Source organism: Eggerthella lenta DSM 2243 (assembly GCF_000024265.1).
In the GTDB taxonomy this organism is placed as follows: Bacteria; Actinomycetota; Coriobacteriia; order Coriobacteriales; family Eggerthellaceae; genus Eggerthella; species Eggerthella lenta.
This window is the reverse complement of record NC_013204.1, coordinates 3,488,321-3,510,476: the sequence shown is the minus strand read 5'-3', so window position 1 is coordinate 3,510,476 and position 22,156 is coordinate 3,488,321. Positions and strand designations below refer to the sequence as shown.

20 protein-coding genes and 1 tRNA gene are annotated in these 22,156 nt (G+C 59.1%); 6 read left to right on the top strand and 15 right to left on the bottom strand.

Annotated features, from left to right (window positions below; genetic code table 11):
* Positions 1–55: 55 nt before the first annotated feature.
* Positions 56–1,513, bottom strand: coding sequence for a helix-turn-helix transcriptional regulator (locus tag ELEN_RS15135; RefSeq protein WP_009305375.1), 1,458 nt, complete (start codon positions 1,511–1,513; stop codon positions 56–58).
* Positions 1,514–1,705: 192 nt separating this feature from the next.
* Here ELEN_RS15135 and ELEN_RS15130 point away from each other — a divergent pair, with 192 nt between their 5' ends.
* Positions 1,706–3,364 (top strand): FAD-dependent oxidoreductase, encoded by a 1,659-nt coding sequence (locus tag ELEN_RS15130; RefSeq protein WP_009305374.1) that lies wholly within the window; start codon positions 1,706–1,708, stop codon positions 3,362–3,364.
* A gap of 282 nt (positions 3,365–3,646) precedes the next feature.
* Entirely contained in the window at positions 3,647–5,371 is a 1,725-nt protein-coding gene (locus ELEN_RS15125; RefSeq protein ID WP_015761504.1) for an ABC1 kinase family protein, read from the top strand.
* A gap of 20 nt (positions 5,372–5,391) precedes the next feature.
* On the opposite strand, the gene ELEN_RS15120 is transcribed toward ELEN_RS15125, so the two are convergent.
* The 3 genes from ELEN_RS15120 to ELEN_RS15110 all read right to left on the bottom strand — a co-directional run bounded on the left by ELEN_RS15120 (position 5,392) and on the right by ELEN_RS15110 (position 8,049).
* Complete coding sequence (locus ELEN_RS15120; RefSeq protein WP_015761503.1) at positions 5,392–6,603, bottom strand: Fic family protein; 1,212 nt, start codon at positions 6,601–6,603, stop codon at positions 5,392–5,394.
* A 172-nt stretch (positions 6,604–6,775) separates the two neighbouring features.
* The gene (locus ELEN_RS15115) at positions 6,776–7,588 is read right to left on the bottom strand and encodes a family 1 encapsulin nanocompartment shell protein (RefSeq protein WP_009305371.1); all 813 of its coding nucleotides are present in this window, start codon (positions 7,586–7,588) and stop codon (positions 6,776–6,778) included.
* An 89-nt stretch (positions 7,589–7,677) separates the two neighbouring features.
* Positions 7,678–8,049, bottom strand: coding sequence for a demethoxyubiquinone hydroxylase family protein (locus ELEN_RS15110; RefSeq protein WP_009305370.1), 372 nt, complete (start codon positions 8,047–8,049; stop codon positions 7,678–7,680).
* 173 nt (positions 8,050–8,222) lie between these two features.
* Here ELEN_RS15110 and ELEN_RS16040 point away from each other — a divergent pair, with 173 nt between their 5' ends.
* Genes ELEN_RS16040 through panD form a run of 4 tightly spaced genes read left to right on the top strand, consistent with a single transcriptional unit; the run spans position 8,223 to position 11,214 of the window.
* Positions 8,223–9,161: a Rossmann-like and DUF2520 domain-containing protein gene (locus ELEN_RS16040; RefSeq protein ID WP_004847063.1), complete on the top strand. Its 939-nt coding sequence runs from the start codon at positions 8,223–8,225 to the stop codon at positions 9,159–9,161.
* The gene (panB, locus tag ELEN_RS16035; protein WP_004847068.1) at positions 9,136–9,963 is read left to right on the top strand and encodes a 3-methyl-2-oxobutanoate hydroxymethyltransferase; all 828 of its coding nucleotides are present in this window, start codon (positions 9,136–9,138) and stop codon (positions 9,961–9,963) included. The genes ELEN_RS16040 and panB overlap by 26 nt, the downstream gene beginning before the upstream one ends.
* A gap of 11 nt (positions 9,964–9,974) precedes the next feature.
* Entirely contained in the window at positions 9,975–10,820 is an 846-nt protein-coding gene (gene panC / locus ELEN_RS15105; RefSeq protein WP_004847070.1) for a pantoate--beta-alanine ligase, read from the top strand.
* A 13-nt stretch (positions 10,821–10,833) separates the two neighbouring features.
* Positions 10,834–11,214: an aspartate 1-decarboxylase gene (panD, locus tag ELEN_RS16030; RefSeq protein ID WP_004847071.1), complete on the top strand. Its 381-nt coding sequence runs from the start codon at positions 10,834–10,836 to the stop codon at positions 11,212–11,214.
* 616 nt (positions 11,215–11,830) lie between these two features.
* Here panD and uvsE read toward each other — a convergent pair.
* From uvsE to ELEN_RS15050, 11 genes are all read right to left on the bottom strand, one after another.
* Positions 11,831–13,093, bottom strand: coding sequence for a UV DNA damage repair endonuclease UvsE (gene uvsE / locus ELEN_RS15100; RefSeq protein ID WP_009608514.1), 1,263 nt, complete (start codon positions 13,091–13,093; stop codon positions 11,831–11,833).
* A 126-nt stretch (positions 13,094–13,219) separates the two neighbouring features.
* Positions 13,220–14,038, bottom strand: a complete 819-nt coding sequence (locus tag ELEN_RS15095) for a TVP38/TMEM64 family protein (protein WP_015761502.1) — start codon at positions 14,036–14,038, stop codon at positions 13,220–13,222.
* Between the two features lie 68 nt (positions 14,039–14,106).
* Positions 14,107–15,702, bottom strand: coding sequence for a HAMP domain-containing sensor histidine kinase (locus tag ELEN_RS15090; RefSeq protein ID WP_009608407.1), 1,596 nt, complete (start codon positions 15,700–15,702; stop codon positions 14,107–14,109).
* Entirely contained in the window at positions 15,690–16,400 is a 711-nt protein-coding gene (locus ELEN_RS15085) for a response regulator transcription factor (RefSeq protein WP_009608468.1), read from the bottom strand. Before ELEN_RS15085 ends, ELEN_RS15090 begins: the two co-directional genes overlap by 13 nt.
* Positions 16,401–16,517: 117 nt before the next feature.
* The gene (locus tag ELEN_RS15080; RefSeq protein ID WP_009305365.1) at positions 16,518–17,003 is read right to left on the bottom strand and encodes a universal stress protein; all 486 of its coding nucleotides are present in this window, start codon (positions 17,001–17,003) and stop codon (positions 16,518–16,520) included.
* A 110-nt stretch (positions 17,004–17,113) separates the two neighbouring features.
* A complete protein-coding gene (locus ELEN_RS15075) occupies positions 17,114–17,956 on the bottom strand; it encodes a stress response protein nst1 (protein ID WP_009305364.1) in 843 nt (280 codons plus the stop codon).
* A gap of 237 nt (positions 17,957–18,193) precedes the next feature.
* The gene (locus ELEN_RS15070) at positions 18,194–19,036 is read right to left on the bottom strand and encodes a CPBP family intramembrane glutamic endopeptidase (protein WP_015761500.1); all 843 of its coding nucleotides are present in this window, start codon (positions 19,034–19,036) and stop codon (positions 18,194–18,196) included.
* 209 nt (positions 19,037–19,245) lie between these two features.
* A complete protein-coding gene (locus tag ELEN_RS15065) occupies positions 19,246–19,476 on the bottom strand; it encodes a hypothetical protein (RefSeq protein ID WP_009305362.1) in 231 nt (76 codons plus the stop codon).
* A gap of 200 nt (positions 19,477–19,676) precedes the next feature.
* A complete protein-coding gene (locus tag ELEN_RS15060; protein ID WP_009305361.1) occupies positions 19,677–20,507 on the bottom strand; it encodes a LytTR family transcriptional regulator DNA-binding domain-containing protein in 831 nt (276 codons plus the stop codon).
* 90 nt (positions 20,508–20,597) lie between these two features.
* A tRNA-Thr gene (locus ELEN_RS15055) sits at positions 20,598–20,673 on the bottom strand.
* Positions 20,674–20,784: 111 nt separating this feature from the next.
* The gene (locus ELEN_RS15050; protein ID WP_009305360.1) at positions 20,785–22,059 is read right to left on the bottom strand and encodes an ArsB/NhaD family transporter; all 1,275 of its coding nucleotides are present in this window, start codon (positions 22,057–22,059) and stop codon (positions 20,785–20,787) included.
* Between the last annotated feature and the right edge of the window lie 97 nt (positions 22,060–22,156).

Below are 22,156 nucleotides of genomic sequence, written 5' to 3'. Positions count from 1 at the left end.
ATTAGCCCTCTGTGGCGTGTTTTTCGGGCGAAGATGGGCTCGCAGAGCGGCGCCCTCACTCTTCGAACAGCGCGATGACGTCGGTTTTCGAGTGCACGCCCAGCTTGGCGTACAGGTGCCGCACGTGCGTCTTCACCGTGTTCTGCGACAGGAACAGCTCCTGCTCGATCTCGGCGCGGCTCTTCCGCTGGGCTATCAGCCCCATGATCTCGGTTTCGCGGGCGGTCAGGTCGTACTGCGCGGCCAGGTCGTCGCAGCGGCTCATGAAGCGCTCGCGCGGTCCCGGCACGTGCAGCCGGTCGGCCAGCGACAGGCCCGACGCGCCCCAGTCGCCGTTCACGGACTTCTCGCTCATCCAGATGACCACGCACACCAGCACCAAGACGATGCCGGCCAAGGCGAACCCCGCGAGCGTCGTCGGATCCGCCAGCAGGTCGGTCTGCCACAGGGCGCGTCGCACCAGGATGCCTGCCAGCAGCGCAGCCTCGCTTGACGCGCGCGCGATGGCGAACAGCCGCAGGCTGGGAATCTCGAAGCGGTAGCAGATGTTCGCCAGCATGAGCAGCACGAAGAACGTGAACCATACGTAAGCGAACCGCATGAGCACCGACACGATGTAGCCCTGCATGGGGGCGACGAAGGGGATGACGGCGAATGCGACGACGGCGACCGGCAGTCCCACCTTCGCCAGGAAACGCGCGTCGAAGCGGTCGCGCTTCGAAACGGCCATCACGAGAATCACGACGCCCACGATGCCGGTGGCCGCGACGCGATGGATGGCGCCGACGTATTCCGTGGCCGAGAGGAACGCGCCTGAGAAGCTGGACAGCAAGCCTGCAATGGCCATGATCACGATGAGCTTCCACGGAATGGGGTAGTGCACCCCTTTCGCCACGGCGCGCTCGGTTGGCAACAGGCGAAAGCTCAGGTGCGCGCATGCCAGCGATGCGAGGGGCAGCAGTGCGGTGGCGATAACGCCGAACGGCGCCTCCATCGTGGAGATGAGGAACGACGCCGCGGCTGCCGCGATGCAGGACAGCGCGCCGTACATGAGCGTGCGCGTGGCTCCCATCTGGCTGTACGCTTCGGCCCACAGGCAGAACAGCACAGCGCCGCCTATGGCGGTGACGATGCTGGCAGGTATGATGACCGCCTCGCCGACCCCGCCGGGAATGAGCGCGAGGCCCACCGCCGCCGTGCCAGCCGTCGTAAGGGCGACCGCTGCCCACGAGAACGCCTTGTGCCTGCTCAGCCGCCCGATGCGCGGCGCGAATAGAACGAACGCGAGGAATGTGCCGATGTCGCCGATGCGCATGCCCGTGTCGAATGCCGAGCGCAGCGCGGGGTCGAACACGTCGCCCGGGAAGATGGAGGCGACGTGCGTGCAGCACAGCCAGGCGATGAGCAGGCCCATCCCCAAGAAGCGCAGCGGGTACATGAGCGCCGACAGAGGCTCGTCCTCGCCGGCCTGATCTGCGGGCGCCAGCGCGCGCACCACGTCGCTTGATTTCATGGGAACCTCCTGTTCGTCGTGTCATTGTACCAGGGGTGAGCGCAGGGGTGAACGCGGATTCACCCCTCGGCGCGCGACTTCACCCGCGACAAACCGCCTGATGCGAGGCATGCTTTCCTCAGCGCCTCGGGAGGGCGCGCCGCTCGATCGGAACGGTCGAGCGCACAGGGAATCCTTTAGGAGGGACCTCACATGGCTACTTTAAAGAACGGGCTTTCTCGTCGCAGCTTCCTCACGCTGGGCGGCGTTGCGGCGCTGGGCGGCGCGGCCGCGCTTGCCGGATGCGCCCCGCAAGCGTCAAGCAGCGCGAACGCCGACGCGAAGGGCGCGACCGACGACGCAGCTTCCGCGATGCAGACCGCCGATCAGACGAAGGAATGCGACATCGCCATCGTGGGCGCGGGCGGCGCGGGCATGTGGGCCGCGGTCGAAGCCGTGCGCGCCGGCAAGAGCGTCGTCGTCATCGAGAAGGGCGGTAACGTGGGCGTGGCCAACGGCTCGCTGGCGGGCGGCCCGTTCATGGTGGGCTCGAAGCTGCAGCAGGAAGCCGGCGTCGAGTTCACGGTGGAGGAAGCCTTCAACCATATTATGGAGTACGCGCACTGGTCCACGAACGCTGCGGCCGTCAAGGCAGCCGTCGCCATCTCCGGCGAGACGGTCGACCAGTTCACCGACGACTTCGGCGTGCCTACCGGCCTGCGTCCCGACAACTACGGCGCAGGGCATGCGTCCGTGCGCGCCAACTTCCAGAGCGACCCGAAGGACTCGAAGACGCAGGCCAAGGGCGAGGATCGCATGAAGCCCCTCCAAGAGTTCGTGGAAAGCAAGGGGGGCGAGTTCCTGTTCAACACGGCGGGCAAGCGCCTCATCATGGAAGACGGCGCATGCACGGGTGTGCAGTGCGAGGGCGACGGCGTGACCGACGTGAAGGCGAAGGCCGTCATCGTGGCCACGGGCGGTTTCCTGGGCAACGTCGACATGATGCGCGAGAAGTTCGGCACCTTCGTGAACCCGCTGGGCAACGTGCTGTCCGTGGGCGAGGGCATCGACATGGTGCAGGCTGCGGGCGGTCAGCTGTCCACGCAGTGGGGCATCGCGGGCAACGAGTTCACCGGCTCCAACCAGAAAGCCGACGGCCTGTACGACCGCAAGAGCGCCGCGTTCACCATCGGCATCTACGGCACGCTGCTGGTGAACAACCAGGGCCGCCGCTTCTCGAACGAGGGCAAGTTCGCGAATCTGCCGCTGGCGCTGGGCGGGGCCATCTCGCTGGTCGGCGGCAAGTACTACGCGGTGGTCGACCAGGCGTACGTGGACGGTTTGAATTCCGGCAAGGACGCGTGGACGCTGTGCGGCGCCGACGAGGTGAACTGGCGCACCGGCATGATGACGCTCAAGGACAAGCCGCTGGAGAACGTGCAGGGCAGCATCGATGATGCCGTGAGCGCCGGCTGGGCTTTCAAGGCCGACACCATCGAGGCGCTGGCCCAGGCCATCGACGCGCCCGAGCTGGTCGAGACGCTGGACGAGTACAACGGCTACTGCGCCGACGGCAACGACGAGCAGTTCTACAAGCCGGCTTGCTTCCTGCAGCCCGTGACCACCGGCCCGTTCTACGCATTCCAGTATGAGCCCAGCGCATGGGTGACCATCGGCGGCATCCGCACGAACGACCGTCTGCAAGCAATCGACGGCGAGGGCGTGGCCATCCCCGGCCTGTACGTGGCCGGCGCCGACAACGGCACGCTGATGAGCGCCCCGTACTGCGACTACGAAGGCTACTCGCTTATGTGCGCCTACTGCGGCGGCCGTCTGGCCGGGCAGTACGCCGTCGAGACGATCGACGCGTAAGCGGCAATGGCGTCGGCCCGGCATGCGGGATCGCCCGCATGCCGGCCGCTCGACCGATCATCCAATCCGACGGGGCGCACGCGTTCTCTCCCCTCCCTCCGCGTCGCGCCCCCTTCAACCGCCCCGGTCTGCGCAGGCCGGGGCGGCGTGCGTTTCCGCCCGTCTTCCTCCGGCTCGGCATCCGTCCGATAACCGCTGGGCAACCGGTGCACTCGCCGCATGGTGCCATGGTACGCTGGGCTGTCGAATGTAGGTTGAACAGGCGAGACGAGGAGGTGCGGCGTGGCCACGCTCAAGGAAGTGGCGCAGGTGGCCGTGGAGGCGCGACGCGACAAAGGGTCGGGGTCGGGGAGGCGCCTGCGCGAGATCGAGCGCATCCTGCGGCAGCATCGCGTGCTGTCGGGCCTCACGCCGGAAAAGGCGACCAGCTTGCTTGAGGACTTGGGGCCGACGTTCGTGAAGATGGGACAGATCGCGGCGAACCGCAGCGACGTCATCCCGCCCGCGTACGCCGACGCGTTCAAGCGGCTGCGCGCCGACGTGCCGCCCATGCCGTTCTCCACGGTGCTCGCCACCATCGAGGAATCGCTGGGGCATCCGTGGCGGGAAACGTTCTCGTGCATCGAGGAGAAGCCGCTCGGATCGGCGTCCATCGCCCAAGCGCACCGGGCGCGCATCGCGCCGCATGCGGTTGGCGATGCGGGAGCGGGCACCGGCGCCGCGGCGGTCCCGTTGCCTGCCGACGCTCCGAAGGCGGGGTCGTACGTGGCCATCAAGGTGCGTCGACCGCACGTGGTGGAGCAGATGACGCAGGATCTCGCGCTCATCCGCCAGGCGGTTGCGCTCGTAGGGCTCACCCGTGCAACCGACGGCATCAAGCTGTCGCTGGACGACCTGGTCACCGAGCTGGAGCGCACGACGCGCCAGGAGCTTGACTTCTGCGTCGAGCAGCACAATCTCGTGCGGTTCCGCCAGTTTCTCGACGATCAGCCGGGAGTGGAAAGCCCGCGCCCGTATCCGCACCTCAGTTCCGACGACGTGCTGGTCATGGACTTCGTCGAGGGCCCCATGATCAACGACGTTCCCGCCCTGCGCGCTATGGGCCTTGATCCGGCGAAGCTGGGCCAGCGCCTGGCCGAGAGCTTCGTGACGCAGATCGTGGACAACGGGTTCTTCCATGCCGACCCGCATCCGGGCAACATCCTCGTGCGCGGCGACGACATCGTGTGGATCGATTTGGGGATGGTGGGCCAGCTGTCGGCGCTCGAGCGCGCGCTGATCGGGCGCATGTTCCGCGCTGTGGCCGAGAACGATCCGTATGCGCTGATGGAAGCGCTGCTGGGCGCCGTGCGCTCGGAGGGGCCGGTCAACCACGGGCGGCTGCTCAGCCAGCTGGGCAACCTGCTGGTCTCGTACACCACGGTGAACCTGGCCGACATCAACGTGGGCTCGGCGCTGATGGACGTGTTCGGCGTGCTGCAGACGCAGAACCTGGCGCTGCCGCCTTCGTTCACCCTGCTGGCGCGCGGCATGGTCACCATCGAGGGCGTGCTGGTGGACATCGCGCCCGACACCAGCGTCATCGACATCATCGCCGCCCACGTGAAGCGCCGCGAGCGCACCTGGGAGGCGTTCGAAACCAAGGCGCGCGAGTTCGTCTCGACCGCGGCGACGTCCGCGCAGGCCGCGGTGCGCTTGCCCACCCAGGCATCGCACACGCTCGACATGATCGATCGCGGCCAGGTTCGCGTCGGCGCCGACCTCGGCATCCCGATCGACGCCATCGCCGCGCTCTACTCCGTCAGCGGGACGGTGGCTATGGCGCTCATCTCCGCCGGGCTGTTCATCGGATCGAGCCTGCTTGCTACCACGAACATGCACCCGCAGTTTCTGGGCGTGCCCCTGCTGGGCGTGTTGGGCTACGTGGGCGCGTTCGTCCTCGGTGCCTACGTGGTGTGGCGCAACCTCGTCATCCGCCACAGGCAAAAGAACGAGGAGAAGCTGTAGCGAGCTGCAACTCTACTCTGCTACTGCTGATCGGCGAGGCGCCTGAGGGCATCCAAGTCCATCCGATAGTACGTTTTACGTCCTTCTTTTTGCGCGACGAGCACACCGCGTTCTTTGAAGGGAGCGAGCTTCTTGTACATAGTCTGCCTTGATGCGTCGAACGTGTAGGTGAGTTCCGCCATGGTGATCCCGTTGAAGGCGAACAGCGCAGCTGTCACAAGAACGCTGGCGATTTCGATGGCCTTCTCGTCTTTTGCGAACACGATCTCCGCCATCCTCTCGCCCTCTTCGAGCATGTTTCGGAGCTCCCTCAGGGAATTGCGCATGCTTTCCATGGCGGAAACGATTACTTCCGAAAATGCTATCACGAACGGGGTCAGATCGCCCTTGTTCAAGGGGTGTTCGCAGACGGTGTACCCTCTATAGTATTTCTCAATGTCCTGCTTTACGGCATAAGAAAGCCGGAATCCAATCAATGGCTCGTACTCTTTCGACAAAACATAACTGCTGATAAATCTGTTTGTTCTGCCGTTTCCGTCGTAAAAGGGGTGGATGTAGCCGAAAAGAAAGTGGAACAGCGATACGCGAGCGATAGGTTCGATATCCGTATCATTCAGAATATCGAGCGCTTTCTCAAGGCAAAGAGTGATCTTCGATTCTGGCTCCATTCCCTTGTGAATGGGGATACCGGTGGCGTCGCATACTGATACAGGGCCTTTTCTGAAGAGGGTTCCGTCGGGAACGTGATCCGGATTGTCGCGTGCAACCTCGTCCAAGACCAAGTCGTCGTATATGCTTCTGACATCTGCGCAGGTGCAGATTGCGATGTCTTCCTCGCGGCTCAGCATTTGGTATTTTTGAACAAGACCGTGGAAGCGTCCACGTTTGTCGTTTTCTTCCAGTCGTTCGAGGACGTCTCCGATTTCGCGCCTTGTAGATCGTACGCCTTCGATTTCGTTGGTGATAACGATTTCATCGATAAGGTTCGACTCCCGATAGCTTTGTATCGCTTTCCCAGGCAAAGAGAGAATGAGCTGGTAGATCTCTTTGTCGATTTTTGCAGCATCGATTGCCGCCTGGTAGATCTCTGGAGTCATGACGAAAAACGCAGGGCTCCCGGATACGTCGAAACCGACTTTATGCGACTGGTCGGAATTGAACCTGGACTCGTATTCGGTAGCGTACGTCTTGGGATAACCGTGGAAGATTTTTCTTAGATCACGATACGCCATGTGTAGCCTTCTTTAACTCGATTCGATCGATTTACTCTAATAGAGTTAAAATTATACTACAAATTTAACTCTATTATAGGTAAAACAGCGGAATGAGTTAACGTGACAACAAAAACGAGCGACCCGCATCAAATGCAGGCCGCTCTCAAATGCTTTATGGACGCGCTCGGCGTTACGCGAATACCACGATGGCGGCGGGGTCCTTCACGCGGAGGGCGGCTGTTTCCATGATACGGAACGTGTGGTTGAAGTCCGCGAGCTCCAGGTAGCCAACCGACAGATCCAGGCCGATGGCAAGATCCAGGTACTCGGGCTCGGCGCACACGAGCACGGCCTTGCCGGGACCCATGACGCTGGTCATGTACACGTTGTCGCCGATGAGCTTCTTGATGCGGTCGATCTCCAGCAGACCGGTGTTCGGCTGCAGGCGCTGCAAGTCGAGGAACAGGTCGGGCGACACCACGAGCGCGTAGCGGCCCAAGTAGCCGGTCTTGGCTAGCTGGGCGACGCCGGCGGTGATATCGGCGAAGCTGTTTTCGCCCTGCGACCAGTCGCTCTTCTTGATTTTCGACGACCCTTTCACCGTGAGCAAGCCGTCGGTGCCCAGCGCCTTGCTGCCGTTGAGGATGAGGTCGTCCTCGCGGCGCGACGCCTTCTTGGCGGCGGCGATGGCCACGGACAGATCCAGCGGGTAGCCGGTCTGCGCGGCATACTCCATGTCGCGGCTGAGCAGGGTGAAGTCCTCGTAGAACAGCGGCAGCTCGAGCTGCGTGCGGCCGACGATGCGGCCGATGCCGTCCTCAAGCACCTCTTCCTTGTTCACGCCGTCGACGGCTACGGTGGTCACGCCGGCGCCCAGCGGGCCGAACACCTTGAGGAATCGACGGCAGGTCAGCTGGGCGCGGGCGGTGCCGATAACGGTTTCGTCGATGCGGTTCCACAGGCCGTCCGAAAGGTCGGCCGATTCGCGAGCGAGATAGTCCATGAGGGACTCCTTTCTTGAGAAGGCGGCAGCACGTACGAATGTTGCACGTGAAACATTCGTCGGCGGCTGCGCGCCGGAAGTCGGTTGCGTTAGGAAAGGTCGCCGACGGTGGGGGCGGGAGCGGGCTCCGCGGGCGCCGGGGCGATTTCGCCGTCGGTCTTGATGCCCAGCTCGGCCAGCTTCTCCTGCACTTCGCCTTCGCCTTCCAGGAAGAACTCCGTCTCCGTGGGGTCGAGGTGGCGCATCAGCGTGATGAGCTCGCCCATGTGGGCCTTCTCCTCGTCGCGGATGTCGGCCAGCACGGCCTTGGCGGCCGGGTCGTCGGTTGCCTGATAGTGGGCGTCGTACAGGAAGATGGCTTCAAGCTCGCCCGCGATGTCGATACGGAGCGCCTGCATGAGCTCGGTGTTCGTCATCTTGCGGTCGACGTTGCCTGCAAACGGATTGGGGAAACTGGGCATACGATCCCTCTCTTTCATGTTCGTCGCGCCGCCGTGATCGGCGGTGGTTCAGGTCTTCTCTCTGCCCGATATGATACTCCGATAATCAGGATTGAAATGTAACGATACCATTATTATTGATAATTATTAAAATAAACCATGAGGATTATATCAGTTTGAACGAGACCTCATCCATGCAGATTTTCATGATTGTCACTTCCCAGAAAGGAGTGATCGATATGAGAGCAGGATTTATCGGAGCGGGGAAAGTAGGATTTTCCCTTGGAAAATACCTGAAGGAAAACGGCGTAGAGATTACGGGTTACTTCAGCAAATCACCGGAATCAGCTAAATCAGCAGCAGATTTTACTAACACAAAACTATATAAGAGTATAGAGAATATCTTAAGTGACAGTGATACCCTGTTTATTACTGTGCCTGATGGACAGATAAGCAAAGTATGGGATTATATGAAGAATCTGGATATTAAAAATAAAAATATTTGTCATTGCAGCGGTTCGATTTCATCAACCGTTTTTTTTGATGGTGAAAACCTCGGTGCAAATATCTATTCGGTACATCCCCTATATGCAATAAGTGATAAGTGCGAATCATGGAAACACTTGAATAAGGCTTATTTTACTGTGGAGGGTTCGGCAGAGAATCTAGATGAGATTAAGAGTATCTTTGAGCGAGCAGGAAATAAGGTAATCGCAATGGGAGCGGAAAATAAATCTCTTTACCACTGCGGTGCAGTAGTTGTAAGCAATCTCGTAAACGGACTTTTTCAAGTGGGGGCTGAAATGCTTGTAAAATGCGGCTTTGATAAAAAAGATGCAAAGAAAGCCTTAGTGCCTTTGTTTACTGGAAATGCCGACACATTGGCAGAAAAAGGGGTTGCGGCTGCCCTCACAGGTCCTGTTGAGCGAAATGATTTGTCGACTATCACAAAACACATTGAAGCTATTAAGGCAGCATGGATAAACGAGTCTGAGGAAAAGGTGGGATATGAGATGATATATCTTTTGCTTTCAGAAAAGCTTCTCAGTATTGCACAGGAAAAACATTTAGACAGTGACTATTTGAAGATGACGGAGGTAATTAAAAATGAAAAACACAGTATCCACTTTTAAAGAACAGAAGGTTAAGGGCGATAAGATTACAATGCTGACAGCCTATGACTATTCGACAGCTAAATTGATGGATCAGTCAGGTATTAACGGTATTCTCGTTGGAGATTCTCTTGGCATGGTTATGCTCGGATACGAAAATACTTTGCCGGTAACAATGGAAGATATGATTCACCATACAAGAGCAGTTACAAGAGGTGCCAAAGATGCCTTAGTAGTTGGAGATATGCCGTTTATGTCATATCAAGTTTCAGTTGAAGAGGCCATGTATAACGCAGGAAGACTTATGAAAGAAGGAAGATGTCAAGCAGTAAAGCTAGAAGGTGGAGCCTCTGTTTGTCCACAGATTAAAGCTATTACAGCTGCTTCAATTCCTGTTATGGCACATATTGGACTTACACCTCAGTCAGTGAACGTTTTTGGAGGCTTTAAAGTTCAGGGAAAAAGTGAAGAGGGAGCAAAGAAACTCATTGAAGAGGCAAAAGCTGTTGAAGAAGCAGGAGCATTTGCGATTGTTTTGGAATGCGTACCTGCAAAATTAGCGGAAATTATTTCTGAAAGCATTAATATTCCTACAATAGGAATAGGTGCAGGATCTGGCTGCGATGGACAGATTCTCGTTTATCAGGACATGCTTGGAATGGTCTCTGACTTTACACCTAAATTCGTAAAACAATTCGCAAAGGTAGGAGATGTAATGAAAGAAGCCTTTGCTGCATATATAGAAGAAACTAAACAGGGAAGCTTTCCAGCACCTGAACACACATTTAAAATTTCAGAAGATGTAATTAACAAGTTATATTAGGAGATAGAACGATGAAAATAGTAAAAACCGTAGATGAAGTGAGAGTTATAGTCAAAGAATGGAAGAAAGAAGGTCTTACAGTAGGTCTTGTTCCTACTATGGGATTTTTGCACGAAGGACATAAGAGTTTAATTACAAGGGCTGTTTCAGAAAACGATAGAGTTGTTGTCAGTGATTTTGTAAATCCGACTCAATTTGGAGTAGGGGAAGATTTGGAAAGCTATCCGAGGGATTTGGAAAGGGATACTATGCTATGTGAGGAGGCAGGTGCTAATTTAATATTTAATCCTGAGCCGGAAAATATGTATTTTGACGATTTTTCAACATATGTAAACATAGAAAGTCTTTCAGAGGAACTTTGTGGAAAATCACGACCAATACATTTCAGGGGTGTAGGCACAGTAGTATCTAAACTTTTTAATATTGTAAATCCCGACAGAGCTTACTTTGGTCAAAAGGATGCACAGCAGCTTGCGATTATAAAAAGAATGGTTAGAGATTTGAACTTTGATATCGAAATTGTGGGCTGCCCTATAGTTAGAGAAGAGGATGGTCTTGCAAAGAGTTCAAGAAATACATATCTAAGCAAAGATGAGAGAAAGGCGGCACTAATTTTAAGCAAAGCAGTTAAGCTCGGAGAAGATATGGCAAAAGCAGGAGAAAAAGATACAGATAAAATTGTATCAGAAATGATTAAGCTTATTGAAACTGAGCCTATGGCGAAAATAGATTATGTTCAGGCTGTAGACGCTGTTTCAGTTAAACCGGTCAAGGAGATGACAGCACCAGTACTAGTTGCCATGGCAGTTTATATCGGCAAAACCAGATTGATTGACAACTTTATTTACGAAGGTTAAACGGGGGTTAAATATGACATTTGAAATGTTAAAGGGGAAGATACACAGAGCTACAGTAGTTCAAGCAGAACTTGATTATGTAGGAAGCATCACTGTAGACGAAGACTTACTTGACAGTGCCGGAATTTTGGAGTATGAAAAGGTAAGTATCGTAGATATAAATAATGGGAACAGATTTGAGACATACACAATTGCAGGAGAAAGAGGCAGCGGAATGATATGTCTCAATGGAGCTGCTGCAAGATGTGTTCAGACAGGTGATAAGATAATCATAATGTGCTATGCACAGATGACTCCAGAAGAGGTAAAGAAAAATCCACCTAAAGTAGTATTTGTAGATGAGGATAACAAAATATCAAGAGTCGCAAGATACGAAAAACATGGTAAGCTATAAGACATGTAATTTGCAAATAAAAAAGGGCATTTCGGTAATTAAAAAATGTAAAAGGTGAAGAATATGTCATCTGCCCTCGTTGTGAGCAAGAAGTTTATAAAGAAGTAATAATTTATCCATTTTGTAACTTTGGCATAATGGCATGGCTTGAAGGAGAAAATGATGAAAATAGCAAACCAGTGAAAGATAAATCTAAGTAAAATCTCAGCTTAACAATTTAATATCTATATTTACAAAGCAGTTGGTCTTATGATTGACTGCTTTTAAAAAAGACACCGTTTAGGTGTGAGGTCTTTTTAGTGTTATTTATAGTCATATCAAGGCTCGTTTAATTATGGTAAATTCGTGGTAAAATGAGTGCTTTTCTATACTTCAAAATATTTGAAAGTATAGTGTTTATACGGATAATCAAAAATTAGATATAAAATTTATTTTAACTACACGTTATAAACGAACCTACTCGGCGGTGTTTGCCCAAGCGAGCGAAGCGCTCAAGCGCCCTTGTTCGCTGCGGCTGAGGAAAGGGCGGGGCCTCGCATCGCCGTCAGGGCACGACGAAGGGGCGTCGTCCGATGCTTCGCGTAAAACATCCTCGCAAGCGCAAGTCGAAAGAAGGCTACAGCACGAAGTAGTAGGACTCCAACAGGTAAGGCTGGTCGTACTTCTCGGCGAGGGCGTGCAGCTTGCGCTTCGCGGCGGGGCGATCGTCGTGCTCCAGAAGGCGCTCGAACGCCGCGTGCTCGCGCGCGGTGGCGTGCGGCGCCACGTAGCCCCATACGTGCTGCGCGGCGTTGCGGAACGATCCCGGTTCCACAGGTGCGGCCAGCGCGCGTTCGACTATCTCGTAGAACGGAACGGTCGGCCACGTGCGCTTGTCCTTGAGCAGCGCCCGCAGGGCGAGGTAGGCTGCCTGGTCGTGTTCGAGCACGGCGTACTTGTAGCGCGCCCATTCGCGTTCGAGCCGGCTGAAGCGGCCGTGCTCGCTGGTGCAGAGGATGCATTTGATGGCGGAGAGGTTCTTGTCCTTCACTTCCAGCATGATGTCGGGCATGCCGAAGGAGCTGTCGGTCCGATGCTCTGCGAGCGATCGGTAGAACGCGAGAAAGGGCGCAAGCTCGATGGTGTCGGTGTGGCTGCCCGGCCTGCGACCAGGGGCTTGCTGCGCGTAGTGCATCTTCTGCGCGCCGTCCTCGGGCTTCCAGGTGGCGGCCGCCTCGTCCAACAGCGCTCGCCAGTCCGGCGCGTCGGGCTCGCGGTTCAGCTCGTGATGCAGCGTGTCGAACACCATGGGCGCTCCGGTTGCACGGCTGAGCGCCAACACGTCCTGGGCGGTGAACAGCCGGTCGTCGTTCTCGATGACGAGCCGTCGGCGCACCGCGAGGGGCAGCGTCGCGTACGCGTTGGCGAACCGCTCGAGCGCGCGAGGCTTGTCGCCGTACGCGCCGCCCACGTGCAGCACGATCTTTCCGCTCGCATCCATCCCGAGCGCGTCGAGGAACGCCGCGTGGTATGCCAGGTCGAGCTTCGCCCGCTCCACCACGTCGGCATCGGGCGAGTTCAACACGGTGTACTGGCCGGGGTGCATGCTCAGCCGGATGCCATGGCGCCGCGCCTTGCGCCCGAGCGCGGCCAGATGCGGCTCGAAGTCGCGCATCCAATCGAGCGCGTTCACGGGGCTCGACCCGAAGGGGATCACGTCCGAGCTGATGCGGAACAGGTGGATGCCGTTTTTCGCCTGGTAGTCGAGGGCGGCGTCCAGCGCGCGCAGGTTGCCGTCGATCGCCTGCGCCAGGCGGTCGGGCGTCGCCAGCCGCTGCACCACCGATTGCATGCGCGCGCCGGGCGCTGCCAGCGTCTTCGATGCGTACCCGATGCTCACGACGCCTCCCTTCGATCCGGTTTCCGCGCTACGATGGCTCATCTTACGCGCGTGCGGAGGGAAGCGGGATGCGCCCAGGTCACCGCCGGAGCACGATCCCGTGACGGAGTGGCGCTCGGCGCGCGCCTAGGCTCCCATTGCGTCAGCGCTAGAGGCCGCATCCTCGGCCGCGTCGCTGTGCTTCGCCAGCTGCCGGTACGCTATCACGCCCGCCGTGGCCAGCACCGCCGTCAGTGCGATCACGAGCGCCGCCCCCAGGTAATTGCCGTCGCCGAACGCGCCCGCCGCCAGCGTGGACGAGACGATGGAGGGGATGCGACCTACCGTGGTGATGGCCACGATGCGTCCGATGGAGCTAGATCCCAGTCCGGCCACATAGGTGAGCAGGTCTTTCGGCGTCCCGGGAATGAGAAAGCACAGGAACAGCAGCATTTCGAAACGTCGGGAGTCGCGCAGCCAGCGCATCGACGTGATCTTGTCGGGCGAGAAGAACAAGCCGACGATGCGGATTCCGAATGCGCGGACGAGCGCCATGACCGCCGCGGTTCCCAAGGCGCTGGCCACGAGGCACCACAGCGTGCCTTCCCAGAAGCCGAACGCGTAGCCCGCTCCCAGCTCAAGCGGTTCGCCGGGCAGGAACGCGAACACGACCTGCGCCATGTTGGCCAGCACGAACACGATGCGGCTGATCCAGCCGGTTTCGTCCACCCAGGCGCGGAAGCGCGGAGCGTCGGCAACGAAGGCAAGCAGCTCCGGCCCGTAGAGGACGCAGAACCCTGCGAGCCCCGCCGTCAGGGCCAGCAGCCCGACGATCACGGCAGCGCGCTTCTTCAGCAGGGAACGCCGGTCCGTCGCGATCGTCGCGTTATCGGGAGCGTTGCCATGCGTACGAGGAAGCGGGGGCAGGGTGACGGTCGAAGTTCGCAGCGGGGCGGTGTCTTCCATGGGATGCTCCGTTTCTCGGGTGCGTTCGGTACGCTTCCGATGGTACGGAGCAAATATCTACCGACTGTCTACTCGGCGCAGAAATCCAGGGAGAATCGCGCGACCACGCGCGCGCCTCCCCCCTCGCGGTTCTCCAGCGTTACGCCGCCGCCGTGCTTCTCGCACATGAGCGACGCGATGTTCAGCCCCAGGCCGAAATGCTCTGCCGAGGGCACCTCGCTGAAGAAGGGCGCGCAACCGCGTTCGAGCGCGGCGTTCGAAAAGCCCGGCCCGTCGTCTTCCACCATGAGAACCAGCGCGCCGTCACGCACGTCGAGGCGAGCGTCCACTTGGGACGACGCATAGCGCATGGCGTTGTTCAGCAGGTTCTCGGCCACCTCGCCCACGATGGCCTGATCCACGCATAGCTCTGGCCGCTCGCGGTCGCAACGTGCGCTCACCGACAGCGCGAAGGTCCGGTCGGCGTGCGCAGCAAGCCCCGTTCCGGCGTCCTCCACCATGCCCGCCACGCTGTCGAACCTGGTCGGGCGCGCAACGACGGCGCGGTCTTCCAGCTTTTGCAGCCCGCTCATAGCGGCGACGTAGCGCTCAAGGCGTTCCACCTGCGCGGCCAGCGAGGCGACGGAGGCCGTCAGGCGATCGGCGGGCACGTTGCCGGACTGCACGTGCGCGTCCAGCAGCTCGATCTTGCCCTTGAGGATGGTGAGCGGCGTGCGCAGGTCGTGCGCGAACGCGGCGTTCAGGCGCTTGCGCTCCTCGGCCGTGCGCCACAGCGCGCGCTGCGATTCGGCCAACGAGGCGCGCATGGCTTCGAACGACGAAGCTAGATGGCCCAGCTCGTCATCTCGATCGTACGACACGGAGAACTCGAGGTTCTGCTCGGCGATGTTGGACGCTGCTCGGTCGAGCACATCGAATCCAGGTTGGAGGCGCTTGCCGAAGAAGCGCCGCGCCGCTGCGAAGATGCATAGGCCGAACCACAGTGGGAACATGAGGAACGTTAGCAGCTCGAGTGCCGAGGACAGCGCCTGCGCCTCCTCCGATGGGGGCGTGTTCACGTAGTAACCCACTGCGGAAGTGAGCAGTCCGACGGTGTTGCCGTCCTGGCTGTCTCCGTCGAAGAACGACGTGTAGGGGCTATCAGGGTTGGCAGCCAGCCAGGCATCGAACCGATCGCGCGCTTTCGCGTCATAGGCGGGCAGCTCGGCGGGCGTGAGCTCGGTTTGGTCGGGCGCTTCGGGCGTTTCGACGCTGAGTGCGTCGTCGTTGGCGGAACCATACAGATACGCCGTCCCCGGCGAGTACTGGTAATCGCTCGCGTCAGTGATCTCCACGAGCGACGACAAGTCTGTCAGCGGCATCTCGGTCATCTCGCCGCGCACGGTTTGAACGAACACGCTGCTGCCGTTCTCGTCGATATCCACGGCGCGCGCGGGAACGAGCGTCCGGTTGTGCGCATCGTAGAGGTAGAGCCCCGAGATTTCGTACGCGTCTGCGATCACCCGGTGCTGCAACCCGCTGAACATCCCGGCCGTCACCGTGGACATCACCAGCGCCAGCAGCAAGAACCCCAGCATGTACACCATGAACGACGTTTTGAGCGACGCGTGGTGCCAACGCGCCCGCAAGGCGTCGAGGCGTTCGGCGCCCCTTACGCGCGCCATCGGTACCCCATGCCCCATACCGTTTCCACCGGGTCGGGTTCGGCGCCCGCTGCGGCCAGCTTCTTGCGGATGCGCCGGATGTGCTCGGTCACCACCTGCGAATCGCTCTCGTTTTCCCAACCGCCTACGCGCTCGTGGATGCGGTCGCGATCGAACACTTGGCCGGGATGCTTCGACAGGAATGCGACGATGTCGAACTCGCGCCGCGTCAGCTCCACCGGCCGTCCGGCCGCTGTCACGGTGCGCGAGCGGTAGTCGATGGCGATGTCGCCGTCGAAGCGTACTTCGGCGCGCACGTGCTGGCGGTTGTCGCGGGCAAGATGCGCCTTCACGCGCGCTCCCAGCACGGCTAACGAGAACGGTTTCAGCACGTAGTCGTCGGCACCGGCTTCAAAGCCCTCCAGCGCGTCGACGTCCTCGACGCGTGCGGTGAGAAACAGGATAGGGCAGGTGAGATGCTCGCGTAGGCGGCGGCACACGGCGTAGCCGTCCATAAGCGGCATGCCCACGTCCAGCACGATGAGGTCGGGGCTCTGTTCGGCGCGTTTGAGCGCGGTTGCCCCGTCTTCGGCGGTGAGCACGCGGTAGCCTAAACCCGTGAAGTACTCGTCCAAAAGCGCGACGATTTCCGGCTCGTCGTCGACCACCAGCAGCGTGGCCTCGCCGTTCCGCTCGATGGCCGCTTTCTGTTCGCTCACGTTCTTCTCGCTCCTCCGCATTCGTCTTGCCGCGCATATACGGAGGAGCATAGCACGAGAATGTCAAGAAACCATCAACAGCCCCTGGGCGCCGCTCGCTCGGGATGACAGCTCGTCCTACTCGTTCGTGCCTTCCTTGACGATGAGCACCGGAACGTCGGCGTTGCGCAGCACGTAGCTGCTGACGCTGCCCAAAATGCCGCGCAACGCGCCCAGACCCCGCGAGCCCATGACGATGAGGTCGCACAAGTTGTCGATGGCGTACGTCACGATTTGCCCGCCCGGCTGCGTTTCCTGCAAAAGCTCGATGTACACTTTGTTCATGAGGCCGCTCAGCAGCGGGTCTATTTCGCGATGCAGCGCCTTGCTGGCTTCCTCGGTGACCTCCTCGTAGGTTTTCTGGAGCATCGCCGACGAGGCGACGGTCTGTTCGTCGCGCCCTTCGGCTTCCAGCTTGTCGATGGCAAGCTGATCGGTGTCAATGATCTGGACGATGCGAAGGGTCAGTCCGGGGTCGTCCTTCGCGAACCGCACCGCTTCCGCAAGGGCTGCTTTGGACGAAGCCGATCCGTCGTAGGGGATCATAATATTGTCGTACAGCATGGTGCATCCTCTCTCGCGAAGGTTGCTCGATACGCCCAGTATACCAGCGTCGTGCGGGCGAACGCGGCGGGGATCGGCTCCGCGAGGCACGCAAAGGGGGCGTCCGGTCCCTACGCCGAAGCGGGGGAAACGAATTCGTAGCTTGTTTGGGACTCCATCTCGTCCAAAAGAGGTTCGCCGCCCTTGACGAAGCGGATACGCGCGGGTACGGAAGGGCTTTCGTGAATCGTGCGATCCATCAGACCCTGGGCGGGTGCTTGCAGCTTGTGCCCGCGATCGTCAAGCACCTCCACCCGCAGGCTCATATCGCCCTGCCGCACTTCCGCCATCGTGGGCGTATGCTCCACGATGCGCACGCCCCGGTACGTGGCGAAGCGGTATTCCGTCTCGCCGAGCGCGACTATGCCGATACAGCCGGTGAAGCGGATCGGACCCAGCGGTATTTCGGCGATGGCCAGCATGACGGAGGCGTCTTGTCGAACGTCGAGGCACTGCATCCAGAAATAGCTGCGGGGAAACGTGTGGCCGCGGTCGCCTTCCATATAGCCGATGCCGTTGCGAATATCTAGCGCGTCACCGTTGAGGCGGATCGATCCGGTCACCTGGTGCCGCATGCTGAACACGGTATGCTTCGTTTCCATGGGCACGTAGGCGAACGGCCCCATGATGTCCGAGCGCAGCGGCAGCAGATGATCGTAGCGAACGCTTCCTACCAACTCGAAATCCGGTTCGTCGATGCGCAGCTGCATTCCGTACGGCGTGAACAAGCTGTCGCCGATTCGCATGCTGCCGTCGGTGCGGTCGAACGCCTCCAGGGGGTACGGCAAGAAGCGCGAGCCGCGGTTGGAGACCACCTGGATGAATGCGGAGTCCTGCGCGCGCCCCGGTATCACGGCCAGCACGTCTTCGCCTTGCTGCTGTTTCATGTACCAGCCTTCGTAGTAAGGTTTCATGGCGCGCTCCTCCGGTTGCCTTCGGTCGGGTCGTCCGGCGATAGTACCACCGGTAACGCTCGGCGCTTATTCCGTTAGCGGAAGCGTAAGGAGGACGAAGAAGGACGGTGATCCGAGTTAGCGCAGCAACGCGAGAAAGAGCGTGAACCTTAGGTGGAAAGGCGGTCGTTTTCGCGAGTAAAGATAGCGCGCGAAGCCGTTGGGGCTTCGCGCGGATTCAAAGTCGCTCAAGACCACCTATCGGCAAAGGGGCCTTTGCAGGGGACTTCGACTTGCTTGAGCATGCGCACCGTCGAGACGATGATGGGGATGTACAGCAGGAAGAACACCCCGTACATGACGACTGATGCGCTGGCCATCATCGCGTCGTTGTTGACGTACGTGGTGGACGTGGTGCCGGAAAAAAAGCGCGTCGCCCAGCATCACGAAAAGGTCGTTGAGGCCATGAACCAGCGCGATGCCCCAGATGTTACGCGTTTTCAGGAACAGGGCGGCCAGAAACGCGCCCAGGATGCCGGCTTGCAGGGTTTTGAGCGCCGCTTGGGCCATGTCCAAACCGGTGACCACTTGGCCGTTCATGATGGACGGCGTCACATGGACGAAGCCGAAGATCAGCGATGAGACTATCACGGCTCCGATCAGACCTCGACGCGTCTCGCCGAAACGAGCCAGCAGCCCGCTGAAAACGATGCCGCGGAACAAGCCCTCTTCGAACGTGCCCACAAGCAGGCAGAGCATGATGACCAGCGCCAGCTGCAAGGGCCAGTCGGACACCATCCCCTCGTTTTTCATTGCGGTGCCGAGCAGAACGAACACGCCCATGACCAGCGCTACGACCAACGGGTAGATAGACTTCTTGAACGAGAGGCCGATGCTTTTGGCGTTGGGCACGATGATGTTGCATCCTGCCGCGACGGCCATGATGGCGAACATGACGATGGTCAATCCCAGGCGAATGAACATCATGTTCGCCAAAGACCCGTCGGATGGCACGAACCAGATCACGGCCAGTCCGATGGCGAGCCCGACGGCGGTTACGAGCAGCGGATGGGATCGTGCAAACGTGCGTATCGTCGACATGCGGTTCCTCTTTCATTGGCAGGGTCGAAATAATGAAGCATGCGAGATTGTAACCGGGTAGCAGGACGATTTTCAGATGCGCGGAACGAACGCCCCTTCAAACGAAACGAACGACCTCTTTCGAAGAGTCCCATCGGTGGAAGAGCTTGTCATACGGCTTCTCAACGCCCGTCGCTCTTGCCATTGCCGGTACCGTCCCTTGGTTCTCCCTACGTTGGATCGGGATTCGGAGAAGTTGAGGCTCCGAACGGCGTACCGCAATCGGGGCATATCAGCGCGCTGCTGGTTTTCGTGACCGTTTTCGCTTCATGGCATCTGGTGCAGAAGAAGACGATCTGGTCGGGGCAGCTAATACCGCCCGATGCCTGGTCGAGGTCGTCATCGTCAAGCTCCATACCTTTGTCGGAAAAACAGGCGGCGAGCTTTTCGTCGTCTATCATGATCGAATCGCCGCCCTTCCGATCGCATTGCGGAACATTCCTATTCCGAAATCCCCATATACCACTGGATTATAGATCGAACCGCCGGCAAAGAGCGATCCCCTGAGAACGAATGCCCGTTCAAACGCAACGAACGCAGCGGTCGGCAGATTGCTCTGGCATGTTGCGCGGGAGAGGTCGGCGTCGCGCGACGAGGTGTGCTACAAGGTCAGTTCGAACGATTGCTTGATCTCCCGGCTGCGTCGCTCCGCGATGGGGTAGGAGGAGCCGTCGTCGAGCAGCGCCTGATGATCCTCGATGCTGGCGATGCGCCCGCGATGCACCAGACAACTGCGGTGCAAGCGAAGGAAGTCCTTTGCAGGCAGTTCCTTTTCCAGGCTTGCCAAGGCGCCTCGCACCGCGAACTTTCCGTGCGCATGCCTGATGACGCAGCGTGGACCGTCGGATTCTATAGCGTACAGTTCGTTGGGATGCAGAACGTGAACGTCTCCGTCCGTGTCTCGGAAGCTGAGCTTGCCGGCGCCGGATCCCTGGGCATCGAAGTGCTCGTACAGGAATTCGATGGCGTTCTGGCCAGGATCGAGCGAAGGCAAGAGCGGGTTCGCATCGGTGGCGTTCGACACGTGCAGATGCACGATGCGAGGTCCGTCCGGCGTAGGGGCCCATACGTAGGTAGCATGTTGCTTGAACGGCATGCTGCGCTCTCCGCCGGCCGACACGACGAGCAGCGTATAGCGTGCCGAGACGATCCAGGTGTTGGCGCGTTTACGGGCGCGCCAACGCTCGTCTGCCAATGCGAGCCGTATGCTGTACTCGGGTCGTAGGATGTCTTCCATGGTCTTCTTGTCCGAGGCGGTTTGACAGCTGAACGGACCCAGCCATTCAACATCGTCGGCCATATAAGCTAAGGCGGCATCCATGTCCCGCACTACGAAATGGTTGACGAGCGATCGTCTGCATAGCTCGATGACGGCGCGATCTTTGGAGAGCTGTTCAGCGACGAGCGCCTCGCTGCCGTTCGCTTTGGACATGAGCTCATCTCCTTCCAGGGCGCTGAAAGAAAAACTCCGGAAACAAAAGCAGGTCAGGCAACTCTCATCGCCTGACCTGCATTCTTTTTCTGGAGCCAACGAGCGGATTCGAACCGCTGACCTACGCATTACGAGTGCGTTGCTCTACCAGCTGAGCCACGTTGGCATACGGCTTCTAAGCGAAGCGCGAGTAAGCAGTATATCCGAACCCCCGCGCTCCTGCAAGGGGTTGAGGCGAGTTTTTCGCTCGTGTCGGTTGCGCCTCGCGCCCGTGCGCTTACGCTGGAGGGAAGCGCACCACCAGGTATACGCCGGCTATCAAAATGGTGAGCAGCATGATGGGGAAGCCGGTCTTGAAGAACTTCGCGAACGTGATCTCGTACCCGTGCTTCTTGCTGATGTCGGACAGCACCACGTTGGCGCTGGCGCCGATGAGCGTGCCGTTGCCGCCCAGGCAGGCGCCCAGCGACACGGCCCACCACAGCGGCGTGACGTCCATGCCGGTGGATTCCATGGCCAGCAGGATGGGGATCATCGTGGCCACGAACGGGATGTTGTCCAGGAAGCTGGAGATCACGGCCGAGCCGATGAGCAGCACCAGCATGGTGATGAACACGTTGCCGCCGGTTGCGTCGATCAACCCGTTCGCCAGCATGCCGATGACGCCGGTCTCGGCCAGCGCGCCCACGATGACGAACAGGCCGGCGAAGAACGACAGCGTGGTCCACTCCACGTTCGACAGCGCTTCCTCGATGCTTTCGCCCGAGATCAGCATGATGATGCCCGCGGCGCCTAGCGCGATAATGCACGATTCCAGCCCCAACGCGCCATGCGCCATGAACCCGACCACCACCAGGGCGGTCATCACCACGCTTTGCTTCAGCAGCCGCCGGTTCTTGATCTGCGCGTGCTCGTCCAGCTCCATGATGCGGGCCTTGTGCTCGTCGTCCACGTTCATCTTGCGGCCGTATAGCGCGTAGAACACGCCGAGGATCGCGACGAGGATAATCGCCACGGCGGGCGCATCGTACAGGATGAAGTCGAAGAACGAGTATCCGGCTGCCGAGCCGATCATGATGTTGGGCGGATCGCCGATGAGCGTTGCGGTGCCTCCGATGTTCGACGCGAGTATCTCGGTCATGAAGAACGGGATGGGGTTGACGTCGAGCAGTTTGCATACGGTCAGCGTCATGGGCCCGATGAGCAGCACGGTGGTCACGTTGTCCAGGAATGCTGAAAGTACGGCCGTGAGCAGCACGAACAGTAGCATGATCTTCCAAGGGTCGCCTTTTGCAAGTCGTGCGCACTTGATGGCAAGGAACTCGAACACACCCGACAGCTTCACTACCGACACGAACAGCATCATGCCCAGCAGCACGCCCAGGGTATTGAAGTCGATGTGCTCCATGGCCGCGTCGAACGGCATGACATGCAGGGCCAACACGATCATCGCGCCCGTGATGGCCGCGAGCGACCGGTGCAGCTTCTCGGTCATGATGGTGATCATGACCACGACGAACACAGCAACGGCAACGATTTGGCTAACGTCCATGAAGCACCGCCGACCCCTCTTTCTGAAACGGTCGCACCCATGCGCGGCCCACGTACTTTACTATAGCAATGTCTATGTTGAGGAAACAGGTGGTTTC

Bases quoted from the DNA above. Each gene is read 5' to 3' on its own strand.
- ELEN_RS15135 (WP_009305375.1), bottom strand. From the start codon at position 1,513: ATGAAATCAAGCGACGTGGTGCGCGCGCTGGCGCCCGCAGATCAGGCC.
- panC (WP_004847070.1), top strand. From the start codon at position 9,975: ATGAAAATAGTAAAAACCGTAGATGAAGTGAGAGTTATAGTCAAAGAA.
- panB (WP_004847068.1), top strand. From the start codon at position 9,136: ATGAAAAACACAGTATCCACTTTTAAAGAACAGAAGGTTAAGGGCGAT.
- ELEN_RS15115 (WP_009305371.1), bottom strand. From the start codon at position 7,588: ATGGACTATCTCGCTCGCGAATCGGCCGACCTTTCGGACGGCCTGTGG.
- ELEN_RS15070 (WP_015761500.1), bottom strand. From the start codon at position 19,036: ATGTCGACGATACGCACGTTTGCACGATCCCATCCGCTGCTCGTAACC.
- ELEN_RS15130 (WP_009305374.1), top strand. From the start codon at position 1,706: ATGGCTACTTTAAAGAACGGGCTTTCTCGTCGCAGCTTCCTCACGCTG.
- ELEN_RS16040 (WP_004847063.1), top strand. From the start codon at position 8,223: ATGCAGATTTTCATGATTGTCACTTCCCAGAAAGGAGTGATCGATATG.
- ELEN_RS15075 (WP_009305364.1), bottom strand. From the start codon at position 17,956: ATGAAACCTTACTACGAAGGCTGGTACATGAAACAGCAGCAAGGCGAA.
- ELEN_RS15080 (WP_009305365.1), bottom strand. From the start codon at position 17,003: ATGCTGTACGACAATATTATGATCCCCTACGACGGATCGGCTTCGTCC.
- panD (WP_004847071.1), top strand. From the start codon at position 10,834: ATGACATTTGAAATGTTAAAGGGGAAGATACACAGAGCTACAGTAGTT.
- ELEN_RS15120 (WP_015761503.1), bottom strand. From the start codon at position 6,603: ATGGCGTATCGTGATCTAAGAAAAATCTTCCACGGTTATCCCAAGACG.
- ELEN_RS15060 (WP_009305361.1), bottom strand. From the start codon at position 20,507: ATGTCCAAAGCGAACGGCAGCGAGGCGCTCGTCGCTGAACAGCTCTCC.
- ELEN_RS15065 (WP_009305362.1), bottom strand. From the start codon at position 19,476: ATGATAGACGACGAAAAGCTCGCCGCCTGTTTTTCCGACAAAGGTATG.
- ELEN_RS15090 (WP_009608407.1), bottom strand. From the start codon at position 15,702: ATGGCGCGCGTAAGGGGCGCCGAACGCCTCGACGCCTTGCGGGCGCGT.
- ELEN_RS15110 (WP_009305370.1), bottom strand. From the start codon at position 8,049: ATGCCCAGTTTCCCCAATCCGTTTGCAGGCAACGTCGACCGCAAGATG.
- ELEN_RS15095 (WP_015761502.1), bottom strand. From the start codon at position 14,038: ATGGAAGACACCGCCCCGCTGCGAACTTCGACCGTCACCCTGCCCCCG.
- ELEN_RS15050 (WP_009305360.1), bottom strand. From the start codon at position 22,059: ATGGACGTTAGCCAAATCGTTGCCGTTGCTGTGTTCGTCGTGGTCATG.